Below are 22,781 nucleotides of genomic sequence, written 5' to 3' on the forward strand. Positions count from 1 at the left end.
CCGTCAGCACACGCCCGTCAGTACGCGGCTTCCCGCCAGCCGTCCCAGTCCGCCACGAACGCGTCCAGCGCCGCGCCGTCCATCCGTGCCTCCGGGTCCTCCACGACCACCAGCCACTGGGCGTCCTCGGCGTCGTCCTCGCCGGCCAGGGCGTCCCGTACCAACTGCGGTTCCTCGGTCACTCCGAACCGCTCGCCGAGCGCCTCCGCCACCTCCTCGGCGGCATCGCGGTCGGGCAGCACCAGCACATGTCTCACATCGCTCACGGCCGTATTCTTCCAGCCGGTCTCGGCCGCCGGGAGCGGGTGCTCGGCTGCCCGGGATGGGTGTGCTCAGCTCTTGGGGACGATCTGGATATCCATCTCGATCTTGATGCTGGAGCCGACGACCGCGATGCCACGCGCCAGCATGGACTGCCAGTTGACGGTGTAGTCCTCGCGGTGCAGCTCGGTGGTGGCGCGGACGGCCGCGCGGGTCTCGCCCTCCATACCGTTGCCGATACCGAGGTACTGGGCTTCGAGCGTGATCGTACGTGTGACGCCATGGAGCGTGAGCGCGCCGGTGATCGCCCAGTTGTTGCCGCCTCGGTGCGTGATGCGGTCGCTGTAGAACTCCAGCGTCGGGTAGTTGGCCACATCGAGGAAGTCGGCGGAGCGCAGATGGTCGTCGCGCATCTGGACACTGGTGTCGATCGACGCGGCGCCGATGACGACATGCATCGCGGACTGGTCCATCGTGTCGCCGATCCTGATCGCGCCGGCGAAGTTGTCGAACCGGCCGTGCACCCGCGCGAGTCCGATGTGCCGGGCGATAAAACCGATCCGGGAATGCGCCGGTTCGATCTCCCACTCCCCGGGCGCGGGCAGCGGCAGCGAAGGCGCTATCTGGAGCGTGATGTCGCCGAGGCTGCCGGAGTCTCCTCCGTCGGTGACATACACATTGCCCCGGTACGGCGTGAAGCTGTCGGCCGAGATGGCCAGCCGGTACTCCCCGAACGGAACCATCGCCACGATCGTGCCGAAGGGATCCGTCTCACCGCTCACGATCTTACGGCCGCTGCTGTCACTCACCGTGAACTCGCCGCGTACGACGGGCTCGTTGACCGGGTCGAGGACACGGCAGCTCAGCAGACCGGCACCGGGTGGCACCGACAGCCCGGAGAGTGCGTGATTTCTCTGCTGAGCGGCCGTCCGTCGGCCGATAAGGCGCGTGATCATGGTGTGTACGTACCCCTGTGCGATCGGGCTCTGCGGGGCCGCGCACGGCCGGACAGCCTTGTCTGGGCGGCGACCCTTGACGAATAGGCATTCGACCACTCATGCGCCGTTCGAGGCAAACGTACGGACAGGCAGCGAACTCGGCTACTACACACCACCGACAGAAGGTTGCCGAACCTCCGGGACCCGGTCGAATCGCAGCCCGAAATGGTCACGGTAAGCGGCCAGAATCTCTTTCTCTCCCTCCAACAGCCGCTCCTGACGCCCGCCGTGCGCGGTGGTGATGAGCCGGTCGCCGCTGAGCGTGACACGGCCTTCCTCGGTCCGCCGCGAGCACACGAGCGAGCCGGTGAAGTGCGAGTCCGGTGACGTGCGGTGATACCAGGCTCCGGCCCTGAAGTCGGCAAGCACACCAGGGCGCGTCCCGACGCGGTACTGCGCCGTGCCGTCCCGCAGAACCTCCAGATCGCCCTCGGCCGTCTCGACGATCCGGAACGTCCCGGCCGGATCCTTCTGATCGCCGCGCTCGTCCAGATCGAGTGGGTACAGACTGTGGTCGCCGAAGCCGACATCGGTGAGCCAACGGCGAGCGATGCCCGCCTCCTCGGTCTCGACCAGGAGCGCGAGGTGGTCGTAGGGAATGCCCACCGTCCCTTCCGGGCCCAGGACCCTGGCCTGGAGGAGAACGACCGGGAAGCCAAGACCGCGCAGCAACGCGGAGAAAGCACCGTTGAGTTCGTAGCAGAAGCCGCCTCGGTGTCTCTCCGCCACCTTCCTTACGAGCGCCTCTTCTTCGAGGACGATGTCCTCGCCGAGATGGATCGAGAGATTCTCGAACGGCACGGACAGAAGGTGCCGCGCTTGCAGCTCGCGCAGCGCGGCGGCATCGGCGTGCCTCGGGCGGGTGGCACCGATCCGGTGCAGATAGGCATCGGTGAGCCGCGAAATGTCCATGAGCCCAGTGTGATGCGGCGGCCGGCTGCGGACCATGCGTCACTTGTCGTAGGTCTTCCGCCCGAGCGCGCATGGGATCACTCGGGCCTTCCCGAGGCACGGCTCTCAGGGTGGGCCCCCTACCCACTACCGCGATCGAACCGTCCGTGTCGGTACGCAGTACCGCCGCTCCTCCGGCGCGCAGCGCCTCGACCGTGCGCGGTGCGGGATGGCCGTACGGGTTGTCCCGCCCGGCGGAGATCAGCGCGAGCCTGGGCCGGACCGTGCGGAGCAGCCTCGGATCCTGGAACGGCGAGCCGTGGTGGGCCACTTTGAGCACATCCACCGGAGCCAGCGCCGGATGATCGCTCAACAGCCCTTGCTGGGCGGGCGGTTCGAGATCGCCGAGAAGCAGCAGCGTGGGCCCATGGGCGATCCGTACGAACAGAGTGACGCTGGAGTCGTTCGGCTCGTCGACGGTCAGAGCCGAACCGGCTCTCGGCCACAGCACCCGCCAGGTGAGCGGCCCGATCCGCCGCTGCTCCCCCGGCCCGGCGCGAACGACGGGCACTCCCGCTGCGGCAGCGGTTCTCCGTACGAACGCGGCCTGCTCCGGCGGCTCTTCGGAGGCCGTCGTCTGGATCGCGCCGACCGCCCTGCCTCGCAGTACGCCGGTCAGCCCGCCGACATGGTCTGCGTGGAAATGGGTGAGCAGCAACAGCGGAACGCGTGTGACGCCGAGTTCCCGCAGACAGCGGTCGGGCGGCCCGGGATCGGGACCGGCGTCCACGACCACGGCCGTACCCTTGCCCGCCGCGAGCACGACGGTGTCACCCTGCCCGACGTCACACATCGCGAACGTCCAGCCCGGCGGCGGCCAGCCGGTGACAAGCCGGGTGACCGACGGCGGTCGTACGACGGCGAGCAGCAGGAACACGGCGCACACGGCGGCCGTCCACGGGTGGCGCGGGATGCGTCGCACGGCGAACAGGACCACGACCGTCAGCGCGACAAGCAGCAGCGCGCCCCACCAGCCGCCCGGCCAGGTGATCCCCGCACCGGGCAGCGCCGCGCCACCGCGGGCGACGGACGCGATCCAGCCCGCGGGCCAGCCGGCACACCGGGCCAGCGCCTCCGCCACGGGCATCGCGAGCGGCGCCATGGCCAGGGCGGCGAAGCCGAGCACCGTCGCCGGAGCCACCGCCACCTCGGCGAGGAGATTGCACGGGATCGCCACCAGGCTGACCTTGGCCGCGAACACGGCCACCACGGGCGCGCACACGGCCTGCGCCGCACCGGCCGCCGCGAGCGCCTCGGCCACCCGGTCCGGCACTCCGCGCCGCCGCAGCGCGTCGCTCCACCGAGGCGCGATGGTGAGCAGCGCGCCGGTGGCCAGTACGGAGAGGAGAAAGCCATAACTGCGTGCCAGCCATGGGTCGTACAGCACCAGCAGCAGGACGGCCGCGGCCAGCGCCGGAATGAGCGTCCTACGACGGCCCGTGCCGATGGCGAGAAGAGTGATCAGCCCACAGGCGGCGGCCCTCAGCACACTGGGCTCCGGTCGGCAGACGACCACAAAGCCGAGCGTGAGCGCGCCGCCGAACAGCGCGGTCCACCGCAGCGAGATCCTCAGCCGTGGCGCGAGCCCGCGCCGCTCGGCTCTTATGGCCAGCCCCGGTGGCCCGATCAGCAGAGCGAGCACCACGGTCAGATTGCTTCCGGAGACGGAGAGCAGATGCGTGAGATCGGTCGCCTTGAACGCGTCGTGCAGTTCGGGCGGCACACGTGAGGTGTCGCCGACGACCAGTCCCGGGAGCAGGGCGCGGGCATCGGGTTCGAGCCCTTCGGTCGCCTCGCGCAGTCCTGCGCGCAGGTCACCGGCCATGCGCTGGACACGCGTCGGCTGCCCGATCAGGTGCGGCGGTCCCTTCCCTTCCACCCGCAGGGCCGCTGCGTAGGGATCGTCCGTGTGCAGCGGCGGCGAGAGCCGCCCGGTCACCCGCAGCCGGGCGGAGGGCAGCAGCCGCTGCCATCGGCCGGCGTGCTCGCCAGGTCCGGAGAGCACCAGAACGGGTGTCCTGCCCACGGTGATCCGGCCGTCGGGTCCCGTCAGCCGGGTGAGATCCGCGTCCAGGACGAACCCGCCGCCGGACATCCGGTCCCCGAGGACTCTCGGGCGCGTGGGCCGGGGATCGGAGGTGACCGTCAACTCCGCGGTGACCCGGGCATACCGCTCGGCAAGGCCCGGCACCGGCCCTCGGTGCGGATCCGCAGTGTGCAGCCCGGCGGACACCGCACCCGCCGCCGCGCACAGCAGCGCTCCCGCGACGGCGACACCACCCAGCCACCGTCCCTGCCCCGCACCGGGCCGGGAGGTTCGGAACCGGGACCGGAACTGGAACCGCACCAGCAACAGCCCCGCCGCCGACAGACACACCAGCACGCCGACAGCGGTCCACAGCCCTGGGGCGCCCACCGCCAGGGCCGCCGCGGCCCAGGCCGCCACCGCGAGCGGAACCAGCCGCAGATCGGCCGGGCCCTCCTGGCGCGGCTCCGCCGAGCCCGCGCGATCGCCGGTGCTGTGACGATCGCCGGTACCGTAACCGGCCGTCGGATGAACCGCGCGGCGTGTCATGGCCGTACGAGCGGCTGAAGGTCCGCGAACCTGCGCGCGCCGATCCCATTGACCTCGCGGAGTTCCTCGATGGACCGGAACCCTCCATGCTCGGTGCGGTAGTCGATGATGTGCCGCGCGAGTACGGGCCCAACCCCGGGCAGCGTGTCGAGTTGCTCCACCGTGGCGGAGTTGAGACTCACCGGCCCCGTGCCACCGCCAACTCCGCCCATGCCACCGCCGGCGCCCAGGCCGCCGACCGCGCCAACTCCGCCGCCTTCAGCCCCAGGTGGGGCCGGACCGCCCACCACCACCTGTTCACCGTCCATCAGCACCCGCGCCCGGTTGAGCCCGGTGATGTCCGCGCCGGGCTTGACGCCACCGGCCGCGCGCAGCGCGTCCGCGACCCGCGATCCGGTCGGCAGCCGCAGCACTCCCGGCTTCCGTACCTCGCCTCCCACATCCACGACGACACGGCTCGTCTCCGCCGAGGCCGACGCCCCGGGCGCCATCGACGGGATCACGGCCCCGGCCGCACCGACCGTCTCCGGCGCCCGGACGGAGCGCGGGCGCCCGGCCCAGAAGTGCTGAGCGGCGAGCAGCGCGGCCACGACCAGAACAACGGCGAGCGCCGCGAGCGTCCTCGGCTCAAGGCCGCATCGGAGCTGGAGCCACATCGGCAGCCGCTCACGCAGCGCGAGCCCCACCCGCTCACGCCTGCCGGCCCCCGCATGCCCGCCTTCGCCGTCACCGCCCGTAAGGAGCACGGGCGGTGGATCCGCCGCCGCCACGACCGGCGGACCGGCGAAGAGGGCATCCGCACGGCGGCGCGGATGACGGGCACGGACATCGGAGCCCGGGGCACGACCGGGCCCGCTGGTTACGGAGCGTGTTCGGATAGTCATGCCACAGAACGGTAGGCACTCCCGCCCGACCTCGCTCAGCAGCCCGAATTCCCGTGGACAACAAGCCCATTGTGGAAAACTCGGCCACCCGTACGAGTGGCCCGCACAGCTACGAGTGGCCCGGCGCTCCCGGCCTTGGGGACCAACGGAACAGCTATTAGCGCTAAGCACTTGATCTTGGTCGTTTAGCACACATGATCGGCTCGTCGGGGGTGTTCAGCGGAAAATCCACGGTTGCTCGCCGCGGCTGGTTACGTCCGCGATATGCCCGTGGAATTCTTGACTGATGAGCAGGCCACCGCGTTCGGATCGTTCGCGGATGAGCCGACGAGACCTGAGCTGGAACGGTACTAGGACCACGCTCAGGGCCGGAAGTTCCGGTCGTTCCTGCACGGACGGGCATGGACGGCGCACGCCGAGGGGCCGAAGACCCTGTTCGATCATTCGGTAGGCCGGCTGCGCCGCAACCGAGTGCTGCTGCCGGGGTGAGCGTGCTGGCCCGGGAGGTCGCCGAGGTCCGCAGGATCGCGGAGGAACGGCTGCACGCCACGGTCGCCAAGGAGGTCCGGCGGGCGGACGCGGCGCTGCCCGGGGCTCTGGTGGCCACGCTGAAGACGCCGGAGGGCAAGCGGTATTCAGAGCTGGAGCGGATGCGCCGGCCGCCGACGCGGACCACGGGCACGGCGATGAAGGGCGCGTTGCAGCGGGTCGAGGACATCGCCGCATTCCAGCTGGGGCGGGTGAAGCTGGACAAGATCCCGCCGAACCGGCTGTCCGCGCCGGCCCGGTACGGGCTGGGTACCAAGGCTGCGAAGCTGGAGCGGGCCTCGGAGCCCAAGCGCACGGCGATGCTCACCGCGGTGATGCGCTCACCGCAGTGATGCGCCACCTGGAGGCGAAAGCGATCGGCGACGCGCTGGACCTGTTCGAGATCCTGATGGCCACCCGGTTGATGAGCGCTGCGAAGCGGTCCACAGACAAGGAGCGCCTGTCGACGCTGCCGCAGTTGGAAAAGGCATCGCGGCTGGTGGCGAGGGCGGCGGCGGTGTTCATCGAAGAGCTGGAGCTCATCGAGCAGACCGGCTGCGATGTGGATGTGGCCGCGCTGTGGGCGGCGCTGGAGGAGGTCGCGCCGCGGGCCGCGCTGTCCAGCGCGGCGGTCACGGTGGTGAGCCTGGTGCCGGAGGACGACAACACGGCAGAGACCGCGCTGCGGAGCGCGCTGTCGCTGCGCTACAACACCGTCAAGCCGTTCCTGTCCTTGCTGGGTGAGTCGAAGGCGCTGGACGCTGCACCCGCCGGCAGGCGGATTCTCACCGGGGTGCAGCGGCTCCCGGCGCTGTCGCGGAGGAAGGTGGGCGAGAAGCCGCTGCTGCCGCGTGAGGTCGACGAGAAGCTGGTGCCGGCGCACTGACGCAAGGCGGTGTACACGAACGCGGACCTGCCGCAGGGGGCGGTGGACCGCGACGCGTACGTGGTGTGCGTGCTGGAACAGCTCTTCGGCGCCCTCAGGCGCCGCGACATCTTCGCCTCGCCCTCGCACCGCTGGTCCGACCCGCGCGCCCGCCTGCTGGCGGGCAAGGGGTGGGAGGCGGTGCGCGAGGACGTCCTGGCGGGCCTGAGCCTGGACGAGGACGCGGAGCGGCACCTTCGGGAACTGGTCGACGTGCTGGACGCGACGTGGAAGCAGATGGCTGAGCGGCTGGAGGAGGCCGGCCCGGACGCGAAGATCAGCATCGAAGTGCAGCCCAACGGGCGGGCGAAGCTGAACGTGGAGAAGCTCCACGCGCTCGGTGAGCCGAAGTCGCTGAAGTGGCTGCGCGAGCGCGTCGAGAAGATGCTCCCGAAGATCGACCTGCCGGACCTTTTGTTCGAGGTGCACGGCTGGACCGGGTTCCTGGACGCCTTCGTGCACCTGGGCGACGGCAAGACCCGCATGAAGGACCTGACGACGTCGATGGTCGCGCTGCTGGTCTCGGAGGCGTGCAACATCGGCATGACGCCGGTCATCAACCCGGGCTACGAGGCACTGACCCGCTCCCGGCTGGTCCACGTCGACCAGTACTACCTGCGTAGCGACACCATCGCTGCGGCGAACGCCGCCCTGATCGAGGCCCAGGCCCGGGTGCCGATCGTGCAGTTCTGGGGCAAGGGACTGCTCGCCTCCGTCGACGGCCTGCGCTTCGTCGTCCCCACGCGGACCATCAACGCCGCACCCTCCCGCGCGACTCCCTGTTCATCCTGGACGCGCTGCTGAACCTGGACGGCGGGGTGAGGCCGGAGATGGTCGCCACCGACAACGCTTCCTACTCCGACATGGTGTTCGGCATGTTCAAGATGCTCGGCTACCGCTTCTCCCCGCGCTTCAAGGACCTTCAGGACCAGCGGTTCTGGAAGGCAGCGATGCCCGGCGCCGAGACGGCGGGCGGGTACGGGCCGCTGGAGGCCATCGCCCGCAACAAGGGGGGTCGGGTGGCCCTCACGGCCGAACATCCGCAGCAGGTCATAGGCCCTCACCTGGTTGGTGACCAGGGAGCCGGCCACCCGCAGGGTCTGGTTTTGAACGCCGTGGTGCTCTGGACCACCAGGTACGTCGACGCCGCCGTCGGGGAGCCGTTGGTGGCTGCATGCCATGGCTCGGGTCACGAAATCGGCGCATGATCAGCCGGGCCGGGATCCGGTCGGCCGATCGTGCGCCGGTGAACGCGATGAACACGGAGCGGTGTGCCCGGTGTGCGTCTGGCTCTTGTGCGGTCAGCGGGCGGCGAGGGCCTCGGCGGTTTCTGCCTCGTCGGTGACCGCGGGTGTTGTGTTCTTGGGGCCGCGGAAGACGATGTAGACGAGCAGGGCGCCCATAACGGCCGTGCCTGCCCACATGGACTGCTGCCAGCCGTCGACGAAGGACTGCTGGGCTGCGTGGAGCAGGTCCTGGGCGTGCGGGCCGGCGTTGCCGGCCGCTTCGACTGCGTTGGCGACTCCTTCGCGGGCGGTGTCCGCCGCTCCTTGGGGGATGCCGTGCAGCCGGTTGTCGATGGCGCCGCGGTAGCCGTTGGCCAGCAGCGCGCCGAGCAGAGCGACTCCGAGTGCGGTGCCGAACTCGCGGGTGACGTCGTTCAGGGCGGAGGCCACGCCCTGCTTGGCGCGTGGCAGGGAGGCGGTGATGGCGGTGGTGGACGGGGTCATCGACAGGCCCATGCCCAGTCCCATGGCGAGCAGTCCGGGCAGGATGGACAGGTAGCCGCCCTCGACGGAGACGAGCAGGGCCATGAGCGCGAGGCCGAGTCCGGCCAGCGCGATGCCTGCCGCCATGGTGGTACGGGAGCCGATGCACGCGGCGAGCTTAGGGGCCAGCCCGGAGGTGGCCATCATCATGACGGCCATGGGCATCATGGCGGCCGTGGACAGCAGCCCGGACCAGCCGAGCACGGCCTGGAAGAACGGGAAGATGACCACGCCGATGCCCGCCTGGACACCGAAGACCACCAGCAGCGTGATCGAGCCGCCGCTCAGGCCGCGCTCGCGGAACAGCCGCACGTCCAGCAGTGCGCTGTCGCGGCGGTGCAGCTCCCAGGCCACGAAGCCGAGGACGGCGAGGAGACCGACGGCGAGGCTGATCAGAGTGACAGGGGCGGTCCAGCCGCGTTCGGAGCCTTCTTGCAGGACGAAGATGAGGCCGGTCACGGCGAGGGTGGAGAGCAGCGCGCCAGCGGTGTCGAAGCGGTGGGCCGAGGTCTCGCGGGAGTTGGGAACCGACTTCGCCGTCATGGCCAGGGCCGCGAGGATCAGGGCCACCGGCAAAGCGAACAGCCAGCGCCAGGAGGCGACGTCGACGAGGAGGGCGGAGAGGAACATGCCCAGGATGCCGCCGCCGCCGGCGACGCCGGTCCATACGCCGATCGCCTTGCCTCGCTGTTCCTCGGGGAAGGTGGAGGTGATGACGGCGAGAGTGATCGGCATGATCATCGCGGCGCCGATACCGCTGGCGACGCGTGCGGCAATCATCACCTCTGCCGTGGGGGCCAGGGCCGAGACGACGGTGGCGACGCCGAAGACGCCCAGTCCGGCGAGGAGCGTGGGCTTGCGGCCCAGGCGGTCGCCGATGGCGCCGAGCGGCAGCAGCAGGGCGGCCAGGGCGAGGGTGTAGATGTTGATGATCCACAGGACCGTGTTCTGCGAGGCCCCGAACTCCACGGCCATGTGGGTCTGCGCGACGTTCAGCCCGGACACCGAGGCGATGACCGACATCAGCGCGAGGGAGACGGCGATCAGGACCGTCCGCAGCTGACGCGCGTCCGGGCCGCCTTCGCCACTGGCCGGCGCGGCGTGTGGGGGCTGGGGTGTGCTCATGGATTCCTCACAGAGTGGGCATGCCGAGCCGACGCCGGGCAGGGCCGGTCGGCGGGTGAACGGGGTGGGCGCGGGGCCCAGTGGGCGCGGGGCGGGTTCGGTCGACCAGCCGGCCGGGCCCCAGGGGGATGTCAGGGGGCGGGCGTCTCACCCCGCGCGGCGGCGAGCGCGGCGTCGGTGTCCGCAGTGACCAGCACGGCGTTGATGTGGGAGCCGGCCAGGGCGCCGGCCGCGGCGGAGGCGCCGACCTGGGCGGAGAGGTCGGTGGCGTTGCCTGCCACCCACACGCCCGGCACCTCGGTGGTGCCGGCCATGCCGGAGGCGAAGCGGCGACCCATGCGGTCGGGCAGGTCCTCCATCGGCAGCTTCAGCGCGTCCAGGCCCTCGGTGCGGGCATGCATCTGCGTGGCGACCGCGAGGACGCGGCGGGCCACGACCTGGCCGCCGGTCAGGCGCAGCCCGGCCAGGGTGCCGTCCTCGTGGTCGACAACCTCCTGCACCGGGGTGTCGATGATGCGGATACCGCGGGCGGCGAAGCGGGCGCGGGTGTCCTCATCCAGGGCAGTGCCGTGGGTGAAGTAGGTCAGGTCCTCGGTCAGCTGGCGGAACAGGAGTGCGTGGTGGACGGAGGCGGGGCCGGTGGCGAGGACGCCGATGGGCTGGTCGCGGACCTCCCAGCCGTGGCAGTACGGGCAGTGCACCACGCTGTCTCCCCAGTGCTCGGCGAGCCCGGGGACCTCGGGCAGCACGTCCCGCAGACCCGTGGCCACCAGCAGGCGGCGCGCGGTGATGCTGCGGCCGTCGGCAAGGGTGAGGGTGAAACGCAAGTCCCCGTCGGCCGACGAGGCGGCCGGGGCGGCAGAGGCCACCTCGCCGAAGACGATGCGCCCGCCGTACTGGCGCACCTGCTCCTGGCCCTGCCGAAGGATCTCGCGCGGCTCGGTACCGTCCAGCACGATGAAGCCGTGCATGGCCGCAGCCGGCGCGTTGCGCGGGGAGCCGCCGTCGATCACGACAACCGACCGGCGGGAGCGGGCCAGCACCAACGCGCCGGTCAGCCCCGCGGCGCCCCCGCCGATCACCACTGCGTCGACGGTCCCACCGGGCAGTGCGTCGCTCGCGTACGGAGAAGTCGTCACAGTCACAGCCATGTCCTCCTGCTTTCGTCGTGCGTGGTCCCAGGGGGTGCGGACCATCTGGGACACGACGCTAACCCCGCATTGCATTCAAGGCATACAATGTTGCCCATGACGCAAGAAAATGGAGAGCTGGACAGCCTCGTACGCAAACGCATCCGCGCGCTGCGGGTGGCACAGGGCCTGTCACTGGAGGAACTGGCCACCCGCGCCCACCTCAGCCAGTCCTCACTGAGCCGCATCGAGAACGGCCAGCGCCGCCTCGCACTGGATCAGCTGGTCACCCTCGCCCGCGCCCTGGACACCACCCTGGACCAGCTCGTGGAGACCGCCACCGACGACGTCGTCACCAGCCCGACGATCGACAGCACCCACGGCCGGATGCGCTGGAACCTGAAGGCCGACCCCGGCATGAGCGTGGTGCGCCAGCGCCTGACCGACCCCCCGCCCGACAACCCCGCCCGCATGCGCGCCCACCCGGGGCGCGAGTGGCTCGTCGTGCTGTCCGGCACCGCGATCCTCATGCTCGGCCAGCGCCGCTTCCGCATCGAGACCAACCAGGCTGCCGAGTTCCCCACGATGATGCCGCACGCGATCGGCGCCGAGGGCGGGCCCTGCGAGATCCTGGGCCTCTTCGACCGCGACGCCCGCCGCGGCCACCAGCGCGACGACGGCGACGCTCAAGGCCCTCCCGAATGACGGCGCGAGCTGTGCAACACCCTCCGCAGCGGCGCCCTTTTGCGCGTCGGGCAGCACCTACGGCCATCGTCTTGCGCAAATGGGGAGACAGCACGCCTCTGACGCATAGTGGACCTAGGGTGAAAAGCATGAACCAAGCACACACGCACACCCCCCACCACGGCGCATCGCACGGCCACCACCACGAGCAGGACACCAGCGGCCAGGCGGAGATCCTCGACCTGGACGCCGAGGTCCTCGCCGAGCACACCGCCTCCATCACCGCGTCGCTGCCACTGAAGACCGCCCCCGGCCACATCGTGGACCTCGGCTGCGGCACGGGCGCGGGCACCTTCGCCCTCCTCGACCGCTTCCCCGACACGCATGTCACCGCCGTCGACACGTCCGCCGAACACCTTCAGCGCCTGCGCACCAAGGCATGCGCCCGCGGCGTCGAGGAACGCGTACGCACCGTGCAGGCCGACCTCGACGCCGCCACCTGGCCCGACCTCGGCACACCGGACCTGATATGGGCATCGGCCTCGATGCACCACATGGCCCACCCCGACCGCGCACTGCGCACCGTCCACGACATGCTCGCACCCGGCGGCCTGTTCGCCGTCGTCGAACTGGCCGGCCACCCCCGCTTCCTGCCCGAGAACGCCCCCGAGGACCGGCCCGGCCTGGAAGAGCGCGTCCACGCCGCCGCCGACCTCCGCCAAGCCGAACACATGCCCCACCGCGGCGCCGACTGGGGCCCGATGCTGACCGCCGCCGGCTTCACCGTCGAAGACGAACGCACCATCACCGTGAACATCGAGGGCGACCGCAGCGAGGCGATCGGCCGCTACGCCCTCGGAGTCCTGCAGCGCATCCGCGGCGTCATCGCCGACAAACTCACCCCCGAGGACCTCACCGCACTCGACCAGCTCCTCGACACCACCAACCCGCACGGCATCCTGCGCCGCGACGACCTGACGGTACGCACCGAACGCACCGTCTGGGCCGCCCGCCGCGCCTGACCCCTTCACTCCTACGAGACACGCTCAAACCGCAGAGCTAACGCCCGGTGCTCAACCGCCCAGCAGGAACTCCAGTCCCAACTCGATACCCTCGCCCTCGCGCAGTGCAAGCGCGTCTTCTCCGAGAAGATCAGCACCCGCGTCAAGGTGCGGCCCGAGCTGGAGGAAGTGCTCAAGCTCGCGTACGACATCAAGGAGGCCGCCCCCGACCAGGAGGTCATCCTCACCGTCCACGAGCTCAAGCGCCTCGCGCGCAACGCGGCCGAGCTGATGACCCTGTCCACCCGGCTCCAGACCGCCGGCGTCCAGCTCGAACTCCTCACCGGCCCCCTCACCGGCATCTACGACCCCAACGGCATGGGCGCCATGTTCTTCGCAGTTCTCGCCGTCGCCGCCCAGCTCGACCGCAACTACATCCGGGAGAAGACCCTGGAGGGCCAGGTCACCGCGGCGAGCAAGGGCAACCACGGCGGACGACTCAAGGTCATCGACGACGACTCGCTCACCTTCGCCGTCGCACTGAAGGACAAGGGCGTCCCCGTCCCGGAGATCGCGAAGAAGCTCACCATCAAGACCGGCAAGAACGTGGGCAAGCACCCCTCGGTCGCCTCGCTCTACCGGGCCCTGGCCGAAGCCGAGGAGGCCGACGCTTCCGACGAAGCACAGGTCATCGGCCCCCGGCGGCCGGGGCGCGCCCGCATCACCGGTCCCGGCAGCGGCACCGACCCAGAGCTGATGGAACGGCTCACCCGGCAGGTACTCGACGGAAAGGCAGACGTATGAGCGACGACGAGCAGAACGTCACCCGGATCGGACGCCCGCGGGCTCCCCACGGCTACAAGACGTACCACGGCCCCGTCGAGGCCAAGACCCGTGAGAACAACGTCCAAGTCATCACGTTCACCGGCTCCGAGGAATCCGACCTCCTCCACGCGGCCGGCTCGTGGATGGCGGAGCACCTCGACGCCGTCCTCATCGGCCTGAACTGGATCGGCGACTTTCTGTCCCCGCACGACATCGACCCACCCGGCCCCCCACTCCACCGCTTGGACCTCACCGTCGACCTCTCCAACGAACGCCACTGACCCACCACGCGACGACGACCCCAGCGATCACCGCTGGGGTCGTCGTCATCCATGATCAAGTGCTTAGCGCTGACGGCTGTTCCGTTGGTCCCCAAGGCCGGCTCCCAGAAATCTCCCGCTCAGCGCGGCGAGATCACCGCTCCCAGCAGCCCCGGCCCCGTGTGCGCCCCGATCACCGCGCCCACCTCGCTCACATGCAGATCCACCAGTCCCGGCACCCGCTCACGCAACCGCTCGGCCAGCGTCGCAGCCCGCTCCGGCGCCGCGAGATGGTGTACGGCGATGTCCACACGGCTCGTGCCGGCCCGCTCGGCGACGAGCTCCTCCAGCCGCGCGATCGCCTTCGAGGCCGTACGTACCTTCTCCAGCATCTCGATACGTCCGCCGTCCAACTGCAGCAGCGGCTTCACCGCGAGCGCCGAGCCCAACAGCGCCTGTGCGGCACCGATACGGCCGCCTCGGCGCAGATAGTCCAGCGTGTCAACATAGAAGTACGCGGAGGTGCCCGCGGCCCGCTTCTCGGCGGCGGCCACCGCCTCGTCAAGCGTCCCGTTCCCTTCCGCGGCCTCGGCGGCGGCCAGCGCGCAGAACCCGAGCGCCATCGCCACCATCCCGGTGTCCACCACCCGCACCGGCACCGGCGCGTCCTTCGCCGCGAGCACGGCGGCGTCGTACGTTCCGGAGAATTCGGCCGAAAGATGCAGGGAGACGATCCCGGTCGCGCCTGCCTGCGCCGCGGCACGGTACGCGGCGGCGAAGACATCGGGACTGGGCCGCGATGTGGTCACGGAACGCCGCTTCTGGAGCGCCAGAGCCAGCGAACGGGCCGAGATCTCGGTGCCCTCCTCCAGCGCACGGTCACCGAGCACGACGGTCAGCGGCACCGCGGTGATGCCGTGCCGCGCCATCGTCTGTGGCGGCAAGTAGGCCGTGGAATCGGTGACGATAGCGACATGGCGGGACATGAGCGGGAGGTTACCCGTCGTCGCCCCCGGTCGGCAGCCCGGGCCCGTCCCAATGATCGATTCCGCCCAGGACCCGGACCGTGTCCGGCCGATTCCGGTCAGTTGGTGGTCTCGGGCCTCGCCTGCCCGGTCCGCTTCTGCCACGGGTAGGCGATCCGCTGCCGGATTCCGGGCGGCTCGATGGCCTGCGTCTGCCCCTGCCCCGGTCCCTGTCCTTCATCCGTCGCCCGGGGCTCGGCCTCAGGCCCGGTGGTCGGCCCGGACCCGTTCCCGGGCTCCGGCCACACCACATGCTGCTCGGACCGCTCGGGCCTTTCGACGCTCTCGGGCCACTCGCCCTGCCGTTGCTGCTCCGCCGCCGGCGCCGACCAGTGCCTCAGCGCCCCCGACTCCACATCGATCTGGGCGCTCAGCGACGACAGATCGTCCTCCGCGAACTTCCGCGCCCGGTCCCGCGCCGCCCAGCGCAGCGAATCCGCCGAATGTGTGATCCGCTCCGTACGCTCACGCAGCTCCTGAAGGTGTTCGGCCACCCTCGCCCGGTCCGGATCGCGCTCCACCCGGCGCAGTTCCTCGTCCAGCTCACGCCCATGCACACTGAGTCGCTGGAAGAGCGCGACCGACTCCGACAGCGAGGCGTCCTCCGCCACGCCGGCCTGGAGTATTTCCTGCGTCGCCCGCATCGAGGTGCGCAGCCGTACCCGGAGCTGAGCCAGCTCCCCGGCCACACCTATCTGGCCGAGGCTTCTCGCGCGCAGCGTGGTGTCCTCCACCGTGCGGCGCGCGTTCGAGATCGTACGGTCGACGCCGCGCTTGGCCGCGCCGACGGCCTTCACGCTCACATACACCCCGAGTGACACGAACGCGACGAAGAGCAGCGCCAGGATCACGATGACGACCTCCATGGGCGCCCCCTTCGTTGTCGTTTACGCTCTCTCCACCGTAAACGGAACAGGCAGGTTGAGGGTTCCTGAGGAACCCCCAACCTGCCCGTAGGGGAAAGCCCTGCCTGTCCCACGCCGCCCGCCCATACGCGGGAGCCGCCGAACGCCCGCCCTACACGAGAACCGCCCGCCCCTATGCCGGAACGATGTTCACCAGCTTCGGCGCCCGTACGATCACCTTGCGGATCCCACCGCCGCCCAGCGCCGCGACCACCGCCTCATCGGCCAGCGCCAGCGCCTCCAGCTCCTCGTCCGAGATCGACGGCGAGACCTCCAGCCGCGCCTTGACCTTGCCCTTGATCTGCACCACGCAGGTCACGGCCTCGTCCACGACATACGCCGGGTCCGCGACCGGGAAGTCCTGGTACACGACCGAGTCGGAGTGGCCCAGCCGGTGCCACAGCTCCTCGGCGACATGCGGCGCCAGCGGCGCGATCAGCAGCACCAGCCGCTCGGCGACCGAGCGCGGCACCGGACGGCCTGTCTTGGTGAGCTGGTTGTTCAGCTCGGTGATCTTGGCGATGGCGGTGTTGAACCGCAGCGCCGTCATGTCCTGGGCGACTCCGTCGATCGCCTTGTGCAGCGCGCGCAGCGTCTCCTCGTCGGGCTCGGCGTCCACGACGGTGACCTCACCCGTCGTCTCGTCGACCACATTGCGCCACAGCCGTTGCAGCAGCCGGTACTGGCCGACCACCGCGCGTGTGTCCCACGGCCGCGAGACATCCAGCGGGCCCATCGCCATCTCGTACAGCCGCAGCGTGTCCGCGCCGAACTCGGCGAAGATCTCGTCCGGAGTGACCGCGTTCTTCAGGGACTTGCCCATCTTGCCCAGAACACGGCTGACCTTCTCGCCCTGGTACCAGTATCCGCCGTCCTGCTCCTCGACCTCGGCGGCGGGCACCGCGATCCCGCGGCTGTCCCGGTAGACGAAGGCCTGGATCATGCCCTGGTTGTACAGCTTGTGGAACGGCTCGACCGAGGAGATGTGCCCCAGGTCGTACAGCACCTTGGACCAGAAGCGCGCGTACAGCAGATGCAGTACGGCGTGCTCGGCGCCGCCCACATACAGATCGACACCGCCGTGCGGCTGTCCCTCGCGAGGGCCCATCCAGTACCGCTCGATGGCCGGATCGACCAGCTTCTCGCTGTTGTGCGGATCCAGATAACGCAGCTCGTACCAGCACGAACCGGCCCAGTTCGGCATGGTGTTGGTCTCGCGGCGGTAGCGCTTGACGCCCTCGCCCCGGCCCAGGTCCAGTTCGACGTCGACCCACTCCGCGTTCCGCGACAGCGGTGTCTCGGGCTGGGTGTCCGCGTCGTCCGGATCAAACGTCCGTGGCGAGTAGTCGTCGACCTCGGGCAGTTCCAGCGGCAGCATCGACTCGGGCAGCGAGTGCGCGGTGCCCTCCTCGTCGTAGACGATGGGGAAGGGCTCGCCCCAGTAGCGCTGGCGGCTGAACAGCCAGTCGCGCAGCCGGAAGTTGACCGTGCCCTCGCCGATACCGCGCTCGGCCAGCCATTCGGTGATCTTCGCCTTGGCCTCGGCCACCGTCAGACCGTCCAGGGAGACGTCCGTACCGGTCGAGTTGATGACATGCGCGTCGTACGAGTCGAACGCGTCGTCCCACTCCGCCGGGTCGGTGGAGCGGCCGTCGGAGGGCTCCACCACACAGCGCATCGGGAGCTCGAAGGCGCGCGCGAAAGCGAAGTCACGGCTGTCATGCGCCGGTACGGCCATGATCGCGCCCGTGCCGTATCCCATCAGCACATAGTCGGCGATGAAGACGGGTACCTGCTCGCCGCTGACCGGGTTGGTGGCGTACGCGCCGGTGAAAACACCGGTCTTGTCCTTGGCCTCGGCCTGCCGCTCGACATCGGACTTCGACGCGGCCTGCTTGCGGTACGCGCCGACGGCGTCGGCCGGAGTCGCGTGTCCGCCCGTCCACACGTCGTGCGTGCCCTCGGGCCAGACGGCCGGGACGATCTTCTCGACCAGGTCGTGCTCCGGCGCCAGCACCATGTACGTGGCGCCGAACAGGGTGTCCTGACGGGTCGTGAAGACGGTGACCGCGCCCGCGTCACCGACCGGGAAGTCGACGCGAGCGCCCTCGCTCCTGCCGATCCAGTTGCGCTGCTGGAGCTTGATGGCCTCGGGCCAGTCCAGCGCGTCCAGATCGGTCAGCAGCCGGTCGGCGTACGCGGTGATCCGCATGTTCCACTGGCGCAGCTTCGCCTTGAACACCGGGAAGTTGCCGCGCTCGGAGCGGCCGTCCGCGGTGACCTCCTCGTTGGCCAGCACGGTGCCCAGCCCAGGAGACCAGTTGACGGGCGCGTCGGAGGCGTACGCCAGCCGGTACTCACCCAGGACGTCGGCGCGTTCGACGGCGCTCAGCTCACTCCAAGGGCGCCCGTCGGGAGTGGCGCGCTGCCCGCTCTCGAACTGCGCCACCAGTGTGTCGATCGGACGGGCCTTGTCGGCGTCCTTGTCGTACCAGGAGTTGAAGATCTGTACGAAGATCCACTGGGTCCACTTGTAGTAGTCCGGGTCGATCGTGGCCACGGACCGGCGCTTGTCATGTCCCAGACCCAGCCGGCGGAGCTGCGCCTTCATATTGTCCATGGCGGCCTCGGTGGACACCCGGGGATGCGTACCGGTGGCGACCGCGTGCTGCTCGGCGGGCAGTCCGAACGCGTCGAAGCCCAGCGTGTGCAGCACATTGTGCCCGGTCATGCGCTGGTGGCGGGCGAACACATCGGTGGCGATATAGCCCAGCGGATGCCCGACGTGCAGTCCGGTGCCGGACGGGTAGGGGAACATGTCCATGATGAACTTCTTGGGCTCGGCCACCAGCGCCGGATCGCCCGCCAGATCACCCGTGGGATTCGGCGCCTCGTACGTGCCCTCGGCGTCCCAGAAGTCCTGCCAGCGTGCCTCGATGTCGGCGGCCATGGCGGCCGTGTAGCGGTGCGGCGCTGTCTGCTCGGCGGCAGCGGAATTCGTCTCGCTCATGATCCTCTGAAGCTCCATCGATCGTCTCTGCCGGCGGGGTTCGGCCGTGCCGTGCCACTCGGCGAGTGGCTGCGCCGGCCGGTGAACGAAAAAGACCCCTCACACAGGAGGGGACGCCGCGCCGATTCCGACCGGATTTCTCATCCGTCGGGACTGATCAGCGCGGCCCGCTAAGCAGAAGGCGTACGGCTCGCATGGCGTCAGGGTACCGCAGGGCCCCGACAGCCCGCACAGAGACCACCGGACGAGCACATGAGAAGCACGGGAGAGCCACGGGAGAGGCACGAAACGATCGTGGAACGGTCGGAGGCGGAAACCGTTACCCCGCGTATCGCCTCGTTCCGGGGCATCTCCCGGGCCGCCGGGAGTCGGGTAACTCACCTTCCCCCGGTTAAACCTGGAAACCGGGTACTGCCTGGTATGGCTCCACTTAGCATGCGGCAACGGGACCGCTTTCCCGAGCCCTTCGGAGTTGCCCCCTCATGAACCCTCAACGCAAGTTCAGCTCGTCGCTCTCCCTGGACCACGGCATGAGCCGGCAGGTGCAGGGCGGACTCACGGTCGCCGCGCTGGTACTGGTACCACTGCTCGCCGTCGCGGGAGGCGACGCCTTCCGTGCCGCACTCGACTTCACCACCGGAGTGCTGTCCCTGCTGTCCCTCACCGGGGCCGTCGCCTGGGGTCTGATAGCCACCGACCGGCTGCTGCTCTCCCCGCGCGACCGGCTGCTGGCCCAGGGCGTCCACCGGGCGACGGCGATCGCCTCGCTCGGTTTTCTGCTGCTGCACGTCACCGTCAAGGTCGCCCTCGGGCATGTGGCGCTGCTCGGCGCGCTGGTGCCGTTCGGCCTCGGTGTCAGCGGTACGAACGGTCTCATCGGCTTCGGCTCGCTCGCCGGGCTGCTGATGGTCGTGGCCGCCACTACGGGCGCGATGCGCAGCGCCTTCGCCGTGCCCGGCCGGTTCGCGGGACGCTGGCGCGCGATGCACATGGTGGCCTATCCGGCCTGGTGCTTCGCGCTCGTGCACGGGCTCTACACCGGCCGTCCGGCCGCGACCTGGGTCGTCACGATGTACTGTCTGGCCCTCCTCGGAGTCGCCGCGGCCGTGTCGGTACGGCTGCTGCCGCCTCCGCTCAAGCGCCGTCTCGCCGACCGGATCCTCACACTGACCGGCGGCGTCCGTGAGACACCCGCCGAGCCCGAGCAGAACCGTCGCGATCTCGTGTCGGACCCGCTCCCCGGCGCGACGGGCATCCCGTCGCAGCCCGGCTACCAGCAGCGGACGCTGCGTGAGCCCGCCGTCTCGGCGCAGCCGCTCGGATCGGCGCTGGGCCGGCCGCGTACGCCACCGCGGCTGGCCGCTCCGGCGCCGCCGCTGTACGAGGCGACGCGATCGGGCGCGGAGCCCTACCCCGTGTCGGATCCGTTCAGCACCAGCACAAGCACCAGTGGCACCAGCCCCGGCATCACGGAGTCGTTTCCACGGACGGAGTCCGGTACGGGCCTCTCCGCCGGCTATCGCGCGGTCTCCCAAGGAGGTGAGCCGACCGCACGCATACCGACCGGCGAGATACCTCTCGCCGAACGCGTTCCGCTGACCGAGGAACTCCCGATCATCTCGGACGAGCCCTCGGGCAGGCCCGGCTCCTGGCCCGCGCCGTCGCCGCCACGCCCGGCGGAGGCCTTCGCACCGCCGGCGTCGACTCCGTACGACACCGGCGCGGTCCCCACCTACGGCCCGAACGCGTCCTCCCCGTACGACACCGGCGCGAACGCCTCGTACCCGACGAGCGGCACGACGTCGTCCCCGTACGACACGAATGGCGCCGGCACCCCGCTCTACGGGCCCGACGCGCCGTCCCCGTACGACACGGGCTCGATCCCGACGTACGACACGGGCTCGATCCCGGCGTACGACACGGGCTCCGTCCCGGCCTACGGCAGCGGCGCGGCTCCCGCATACGACACCGGCGGCGTCCCGGCCTATGACACGGGCGCGATTCCCACGTACGGCACGGGCCCTCTCCCCGCGTACGACACCGGTTCGATTCCCACCTATGACACCGGCTCCCTCCCTCCGTACGGCACGGGCGCGGTCCCCACCTATGAGGGCACGGTCTCCCCGCCGCCGTCCTCCTCCGCCGCCCCGTCCCCCACACCCTCCGTGCCCTCGTCCGCGCCGCGGGACGGGACCGAGGCCTCGCCCGGTCCCCTCTATCCGCCCCCGGCCGGGGAACCCTGGCACGCACCCGCAGGAGACCGACCGTGAACACCCCTCTCCCCGATGTCCCCGAAGTCCGTGTCGTCGGGCTCCCCCAGCTCACCCAGGGATTCGACCTGGTCGAGCGGCTCGATCTGCCCATGCATCTCAAGGTCCACGGCCCGCTGGAGCCGGTGACCGGGGAACGGCTGGCGCAGCTCGCCGAGAACATGTCCCTGACCGGCCGCGGCGGCGCCGGATTCCCGTTCGCCAAGAAACTGCGCGCGGTGGCCACGGCCGCGATCCGGCGCGGTGTACGGCCCGTCGTCGTGATCAACGGCAGTGAGGGCGAGCCCGCCTGCCGCAAGGACACGGTGCTGATCAACCGTGCTCCGCATCTCATCCTCGACGGCGCGCTGTTGGCCGCCGAGGCGCTCGGCGCCCGCACGCTGATCGTCGCCGTCACCCGTAACTCCACCGAGGTCTCGATCCGCGCGGCGCTCGCCGAGCGCGGGCTCTCCGACCGGCGCGGCCAGCAGTTGCGCGCGCGGGTGGTCCGTACTCCGGAGCGCATGGTCTCGGGCGAGGCCTCGTCCGTGATCCGCGCCATCGGCGGCGGTCCCGCCCTGCCGCCGGGCCGCCGTGAGCGTGCCGCCGAGTCCGGTGTCGGCGGACTGCCGACGCTGCTGTCCAACGCGGAGACCTTCGCCCAGCTCGCCATCGGCGCCCGGATCGGCGCCCGCCGCTACGGCCACACCGGGCTCGACACCGAGCCGGGCACCGTCATGCTCACGATCTCGGGCGCGGTGGCCCGGCCCATGGTCGTCGAGGTGCCGACGGGTGTGCCGCTGCGGTACGTGCTTCAGATGGCCGGCGCGCCGCCGCTGCCGCAGGGCGTGCTGACCGGCGGCTACCACGGCAACTGGATCGACTCGGTGGCCGCCCATGAGGCCGTCGTCTCCAAGGAGTCCCTCGCGTCCTTCGGCGGCGCGCTGGGCGCGGGCGCGATTCTGCCGATCGGTCCCGAGACCTGTCCGCTGGGCGAGGCGCTCCGCGTCGCCAACTGGCTCGCGGCCGAGACGGCCGGCCAGTGCGGTCCCTGCAAGCTCGGTCTGCCCGCCGCGGCTGGCGGCCTCTCCGATGTGATCAACGGCGGCGGTCCCGCCGCGCTGGAGGCGCTGCGCGCGGTGACCCAGGCGGTCAAGGGCCGAGGCGCGTGCAAGCACCCCGACGGCTCCGCGCGCTTCTTCGCCTCCACGCTGTCGGCGTTCACCGACGACCTCGCCGCGCATGTGCTGGACGGTGGCTGCGGACGTGAGACGACCGGTGTGCTGCCGCTGCCCGGTCCCGGCTACCAGGACGCCGAGGAATCCATTCCGAGCGGTGAGAAGCTCGCCGTGGACTGGACGCTCTGCCAGGGACACGGGCTCTGCGCCGATATCGTCCCCGAGCTGATCAGACTGGGCCCCGACGGCTATCCGGCGCTCGCGGACGCGTCCGTTCCCATGCATCTGCGGGGACGGGCCCAGCGCGCGGTACGCAGATGCCCGGAGCTCGCGCTCCGTATCGAGCAGCCGGCGCCCGCGCGGCCACCGGGTGGCAGTGCCACGCGCGCGGCGCTGCCGCCCGGTGGTGGCCGCAAGGCCCTGGGCCCCGGGCGTGGTTGAGCGCCGTGGTTGAGCGTTGAGCACCGGGACGGGCGGGGCCCTCGGGCCTCGTCCGTC

General features: G+C 70.5%; 14 protein-coding genes and 3 pseudogenes. 7 read left to right on the forward strand and 10 right to left on the reverse strand.

Annotation, left to right across the window (positions count from 1 at the left end):
• Positions 1-17 precede the first annotated feature (17 nt).
• The 5 genes and pseudogenes from ACFV6H_RS12355 to ACFV6H_RS12375 form a co-directional block, all read right to left on the reverse strand.
• A complete protein-coding gene (locus ACFV6H_RS12355; protein WP_385540962.1) occupies positions 18-266 on the reverse strand; it encodes a hypothetical protein in 249 nt (82 codons plus the stop codon).
• Positions 267-332: 66 nt separating this feature from the next.
• On the reverse strand, positions 333-1,217 hold the full coding sequence (locus ACFV6H_RS12360; RefSeq protein WP_093599252.1) for a YceI family protein: 885 nt from the start codon (positions 1,215-1,217) through the stop codon (positions 333-335).
• A 147-nt stretch (positions 1,218-1,364) separates the two neighbouring features.
• Complete coding sequence (locus tag ACFV6H_RS12365) at positions 1,365-2,171, reverse strand: arylamine N-acetyltransferase (RefSeq protein WP_385541060.1); 807 nt, start codon at positions 2,169-2,171, stop codon at positions 1,365-1,367.
• A gap of 88 nt (positions 2,172-2,259) precedes the next feature.
• A pseudogene (locus ACFV6H_RS12370) lies at positions 2,260-4,785 on the reverse strand (ComEC/Rec2 family competence protein); the annotation flags it as partial.
• On the reverse strand, positions 4,782-5,669 hold the full coding sequence (locus ACFV6H_RS12375; protein ID WP_385540964.1) for a helix-hairpin-helix domain-containing protein: 888 nt from the start codon (positions 5,667-5,669) through the stop codon (positions 4,782-4,784). The pseudogene ACFV6H_RS12370 and the gene ACFV6H_RS12375, both read right to left, overlap by 4 nt.
• 264 nt (positions 5,670-5,933) lie before the next feature.
• Here ACFV6H_RS12375 and ACFV6H_RS12380 point away from each other — a divergent pair.
• A pseudogene (locus ACFV6H_RS12380) lies at positions 5,934-8,321 on the forward strand (Tn3 family transposase); the annotation flags it as partial.
• A 102-nt stretch (positions 8,322-8,423) separates the two neighbouring features.
• Here the strand turns inward: ACFV6H_RS12380 and ACFV6H_RS12385 are convergent.
• Together ACFV6H_RS12385 and ACFV6H_RS12390 are read right to left on the reverse strand one after the other, a co-directional pair.
• Positions 8,424-10,016, reverse strand: a complete 1,593-nt coding sequence (locus tag ACFV6H_RS12385; RefSeq protein ID WP_385540966.1) for an MFS transporter — start codon at positions 10,014-10,016, stop codon at positions 8,424-8,426.
• A gap of 131 nt (positions 10,017-10,147) precedes the next feature.
• Positions 10,148-11,167, reverse strand: a complete 1,020-nt coding sequence (locus tag ACFV6H_RS12390) for an NAD(P)/FAD-dependent oxidoreductase (RefSeq protein WP_385540969.1) — start codon at positions 11,165-11,167, stop codon at positions 10,148-10,150.
• Positions 11,168-11,263: 96 nt separating this feature from the next.
• Between ACFV6H_RS12390 and ACFV6H_RS12395 the strand changes: the two genes are divergently transcribed.
• The 4 genes and pseudogenes from ACFV6H_RS12395 to ACFV6H_RS12410 all read left to right on the forward strand — a co-directional run bounded on the left by ACFV6H_RS12395 (position 11,264) and on the right by ACFV6H_RS12410 (position 13,937).
• Complete coding sequence (locus ACFV6H_RS12395) at positions 11,264-11,851, forward strand: helix-turn-helix domain-containing protein (protein ID WP_385540971.1); 588 nt, start codon at positions 11,264-11,266, stop codon at positions 11,849-11,851.
• A gap of 128 nt (positions 11,852-11,979) precedes the next feature.
• Positions 11,980-12,852 carry a class I SAM-dependent methyltransferase gene (locus ACFV6H_RS12400; protein ID WP_384980312.1) on the forward strand — a complete coding sequence of 291 codons (873 nt, stop codon included), beginning with the start codon at positions 11,980-11,982 and terminating at the stop codon, positions 12,850-12,852.
• Between the two features lie 54 nt (positions 12,853-12,906).
• Positions 12,907-13,635: pseudogene (locus ACFV6H_RS12405) on the forward strand (recombinase family protein); the annotation flags it as partial.
• On the forward strand, positions 13,632-13,937 hold the full coding sequence (locus ACFV6H_RS12410; RefSeq protein WP_385540973.1) for a hypothetical protein: 306 nt from the start codon (positions 13,632-13,634) through the stop codon (positions 13,935-13,937). The pseudogene ACFV6H_RS12405 and the gene ACFV6H_RS12410, both read left to right, overlap by 4 nt.
• Positions 13,938-14,056: 119 nt before the next feature.
• On the opposite strand, the gene ACFV6H_RS12415 is transcribed toward ACFV6H_RS12410, so the two are convergent.
• From ACFV6H_RS12415 to leuS, 3 genes are all read right to left on the reverse strand, one after another.
• Positions 14,057-14,902, reverse strand: a complete 846-nt coding sequence (locus tag ACFV6H_RS12415) for a DegV family protein (RefSeq protein ID WP_385540975.1) — start codon at positions 14,900-14,902, stop codon at positions 14,057-14,059.
• 98 nt (positions 14,903-15,000) lie between these two features.
• Positions 15,001-15,807, reverse strand: a complete 807-nt coding sequence (locus ACFV6H_RS12420) for a hypothetical protein (protein WP_385540977.1) — start codon at positions 15,805-15,807, stop codon at positions 15,001-15,003.
• A gap of 172 nt (positions 15,808-15,979) precedes the next feature.
• The gene (leuS, locus tag ACFV6H_RS12425) at positions 15,980-18,856 is read right to left on the reverse strand and encodes a leucine--tRNA ligase (protein WP_385540979.1); all 2,877 of its coding nucleotides are present in this window, start codon (positions 18,854-18,856) and stop codon (positions 15,980-15,982) included.
• 482 nt (positions 18,857-19,338) lie between these two features.
• On the opposite strand from leuS, the gene ACFV6H_RS12430 reads away from it, so the two are divergent.
• Positions 19,339-21,126, forward strand: a complete 1,788-nt coding sequence (locus ACFV6H_RS12430; RefSeq protein ID WP_385540981.1) for a hypothetical protein — start codon at positions 19,339-19,341, stop codon at positions 21,124-21,126.
• Positions 21,123-22,724, forward strand: a complete 1,602-nt coding sequence (locus ACFV6H_RS12435; protein WP_385540983.1) for a ferredoxin — start codon at positions 21,123-21,125, stop codon at positions 22,722-22,724. Before ACFV6H_RS12430 ends, ACFV6H_RS12435 begins: the two co-directional genes overlap by 4 nt.
• Positions 22,725-22,781: the final 57 nt, after the last annotated feature.

Source organism: Streptomyces sp. NPDC059743, assembly GCF_042732975.1.
GTDB lineage: Bacteria > Actinomycetota > Actinomycetes > Streptomycetales > Streptomycetaceae > Streptomyces.

Bases quoted from the DNA above. Each gene is read 5' to 3' on its own strand.
- ACFV6H_RS12360 (WP_093599252.1), bottom strand. From the start codon at position 1,217: ATGATCACGCGCCTTATCGGCCGACGGACGGCCGCTCAGCAGAGAAAT.
- ACFV6H_RS12365 (WP_385541060.1), bottom strand. From the start codon at position 2,171: ATGGACATTTCGCGGCTCACCGATGCCTATCTGCACCGGATCGGTGCC.
- ACFV6H_RS12375 (WP_385540964.1), bottom strand. From the start codon at position 5,669: ATGACTATCCGAACACGCTCCGTAACCAGCGGGCCCGGTCGTGCCCCG.
- ACFV6H_RS12385 (WP_385540966.1), bottom strand. From the start codon at position 10,016: ATGAGCACACCCCAGCCCCCACACGCCGCGCCGGCCAGTGGCGAAGGC.
- ACFV6H_RS12390 (WP_385540969.1), bottom strand. From the start codon at position 11,167: ATGGCTGTGACTGTGACGACTTCTCCGTACGCGAGCGACGCACTGCCC.
- ACFV6H_RS12395 (WP_385540971.1), top strand. From the start codon at position 11,264: ATGACGCAAGAAAATGGAGAGCTGGACAGCCTCGTACGCAAACGCATC.
- ACFV6H_RS12400 (WP_384980312.1), top strand. From the start codon at position 11,980: ATGAACCAAGCACACACGCACACCCCCCACCACGGCGCATCGCACGGC.
- ACFV6H_RS12410 (WP_385540973.1), top strand. From the start codon at position 13,632: ATGAGCGACGACGAGCAGAACGTCACCCGGATCGGACGCCCGCGGGCT.
- ACFV6H_RS12415 (WP_385540975.1), bottom strand. From the start codon at position 14,902: ATGTCCCGCCATGTCGCTATCGTCACCGATTCCACGGCCTACTTGCCG.
- ACFV6H_RS12420 (WP_385540977.1), bottom strand. From the start codon at position 15,807: ATGGAGGTCGTCATCGTGATCCTGGCGCTGCTCTTCGTCGCGTTCGTG.
- leuS (WP_385540979.1), bottom strand. From the start codon at position 18,856: ATGAGCGAGACGAATTCCGCTGCCGCCGAGCAGACAGCGCCGCACCGC.
- ACFV6H_RS12430 (WP_385540981.1), top strand. From the start codon at position 19,339: ATGAACCCTCAACGCAAGTTCAGCTCGTCGCTCTCCCTGGACCACGGC.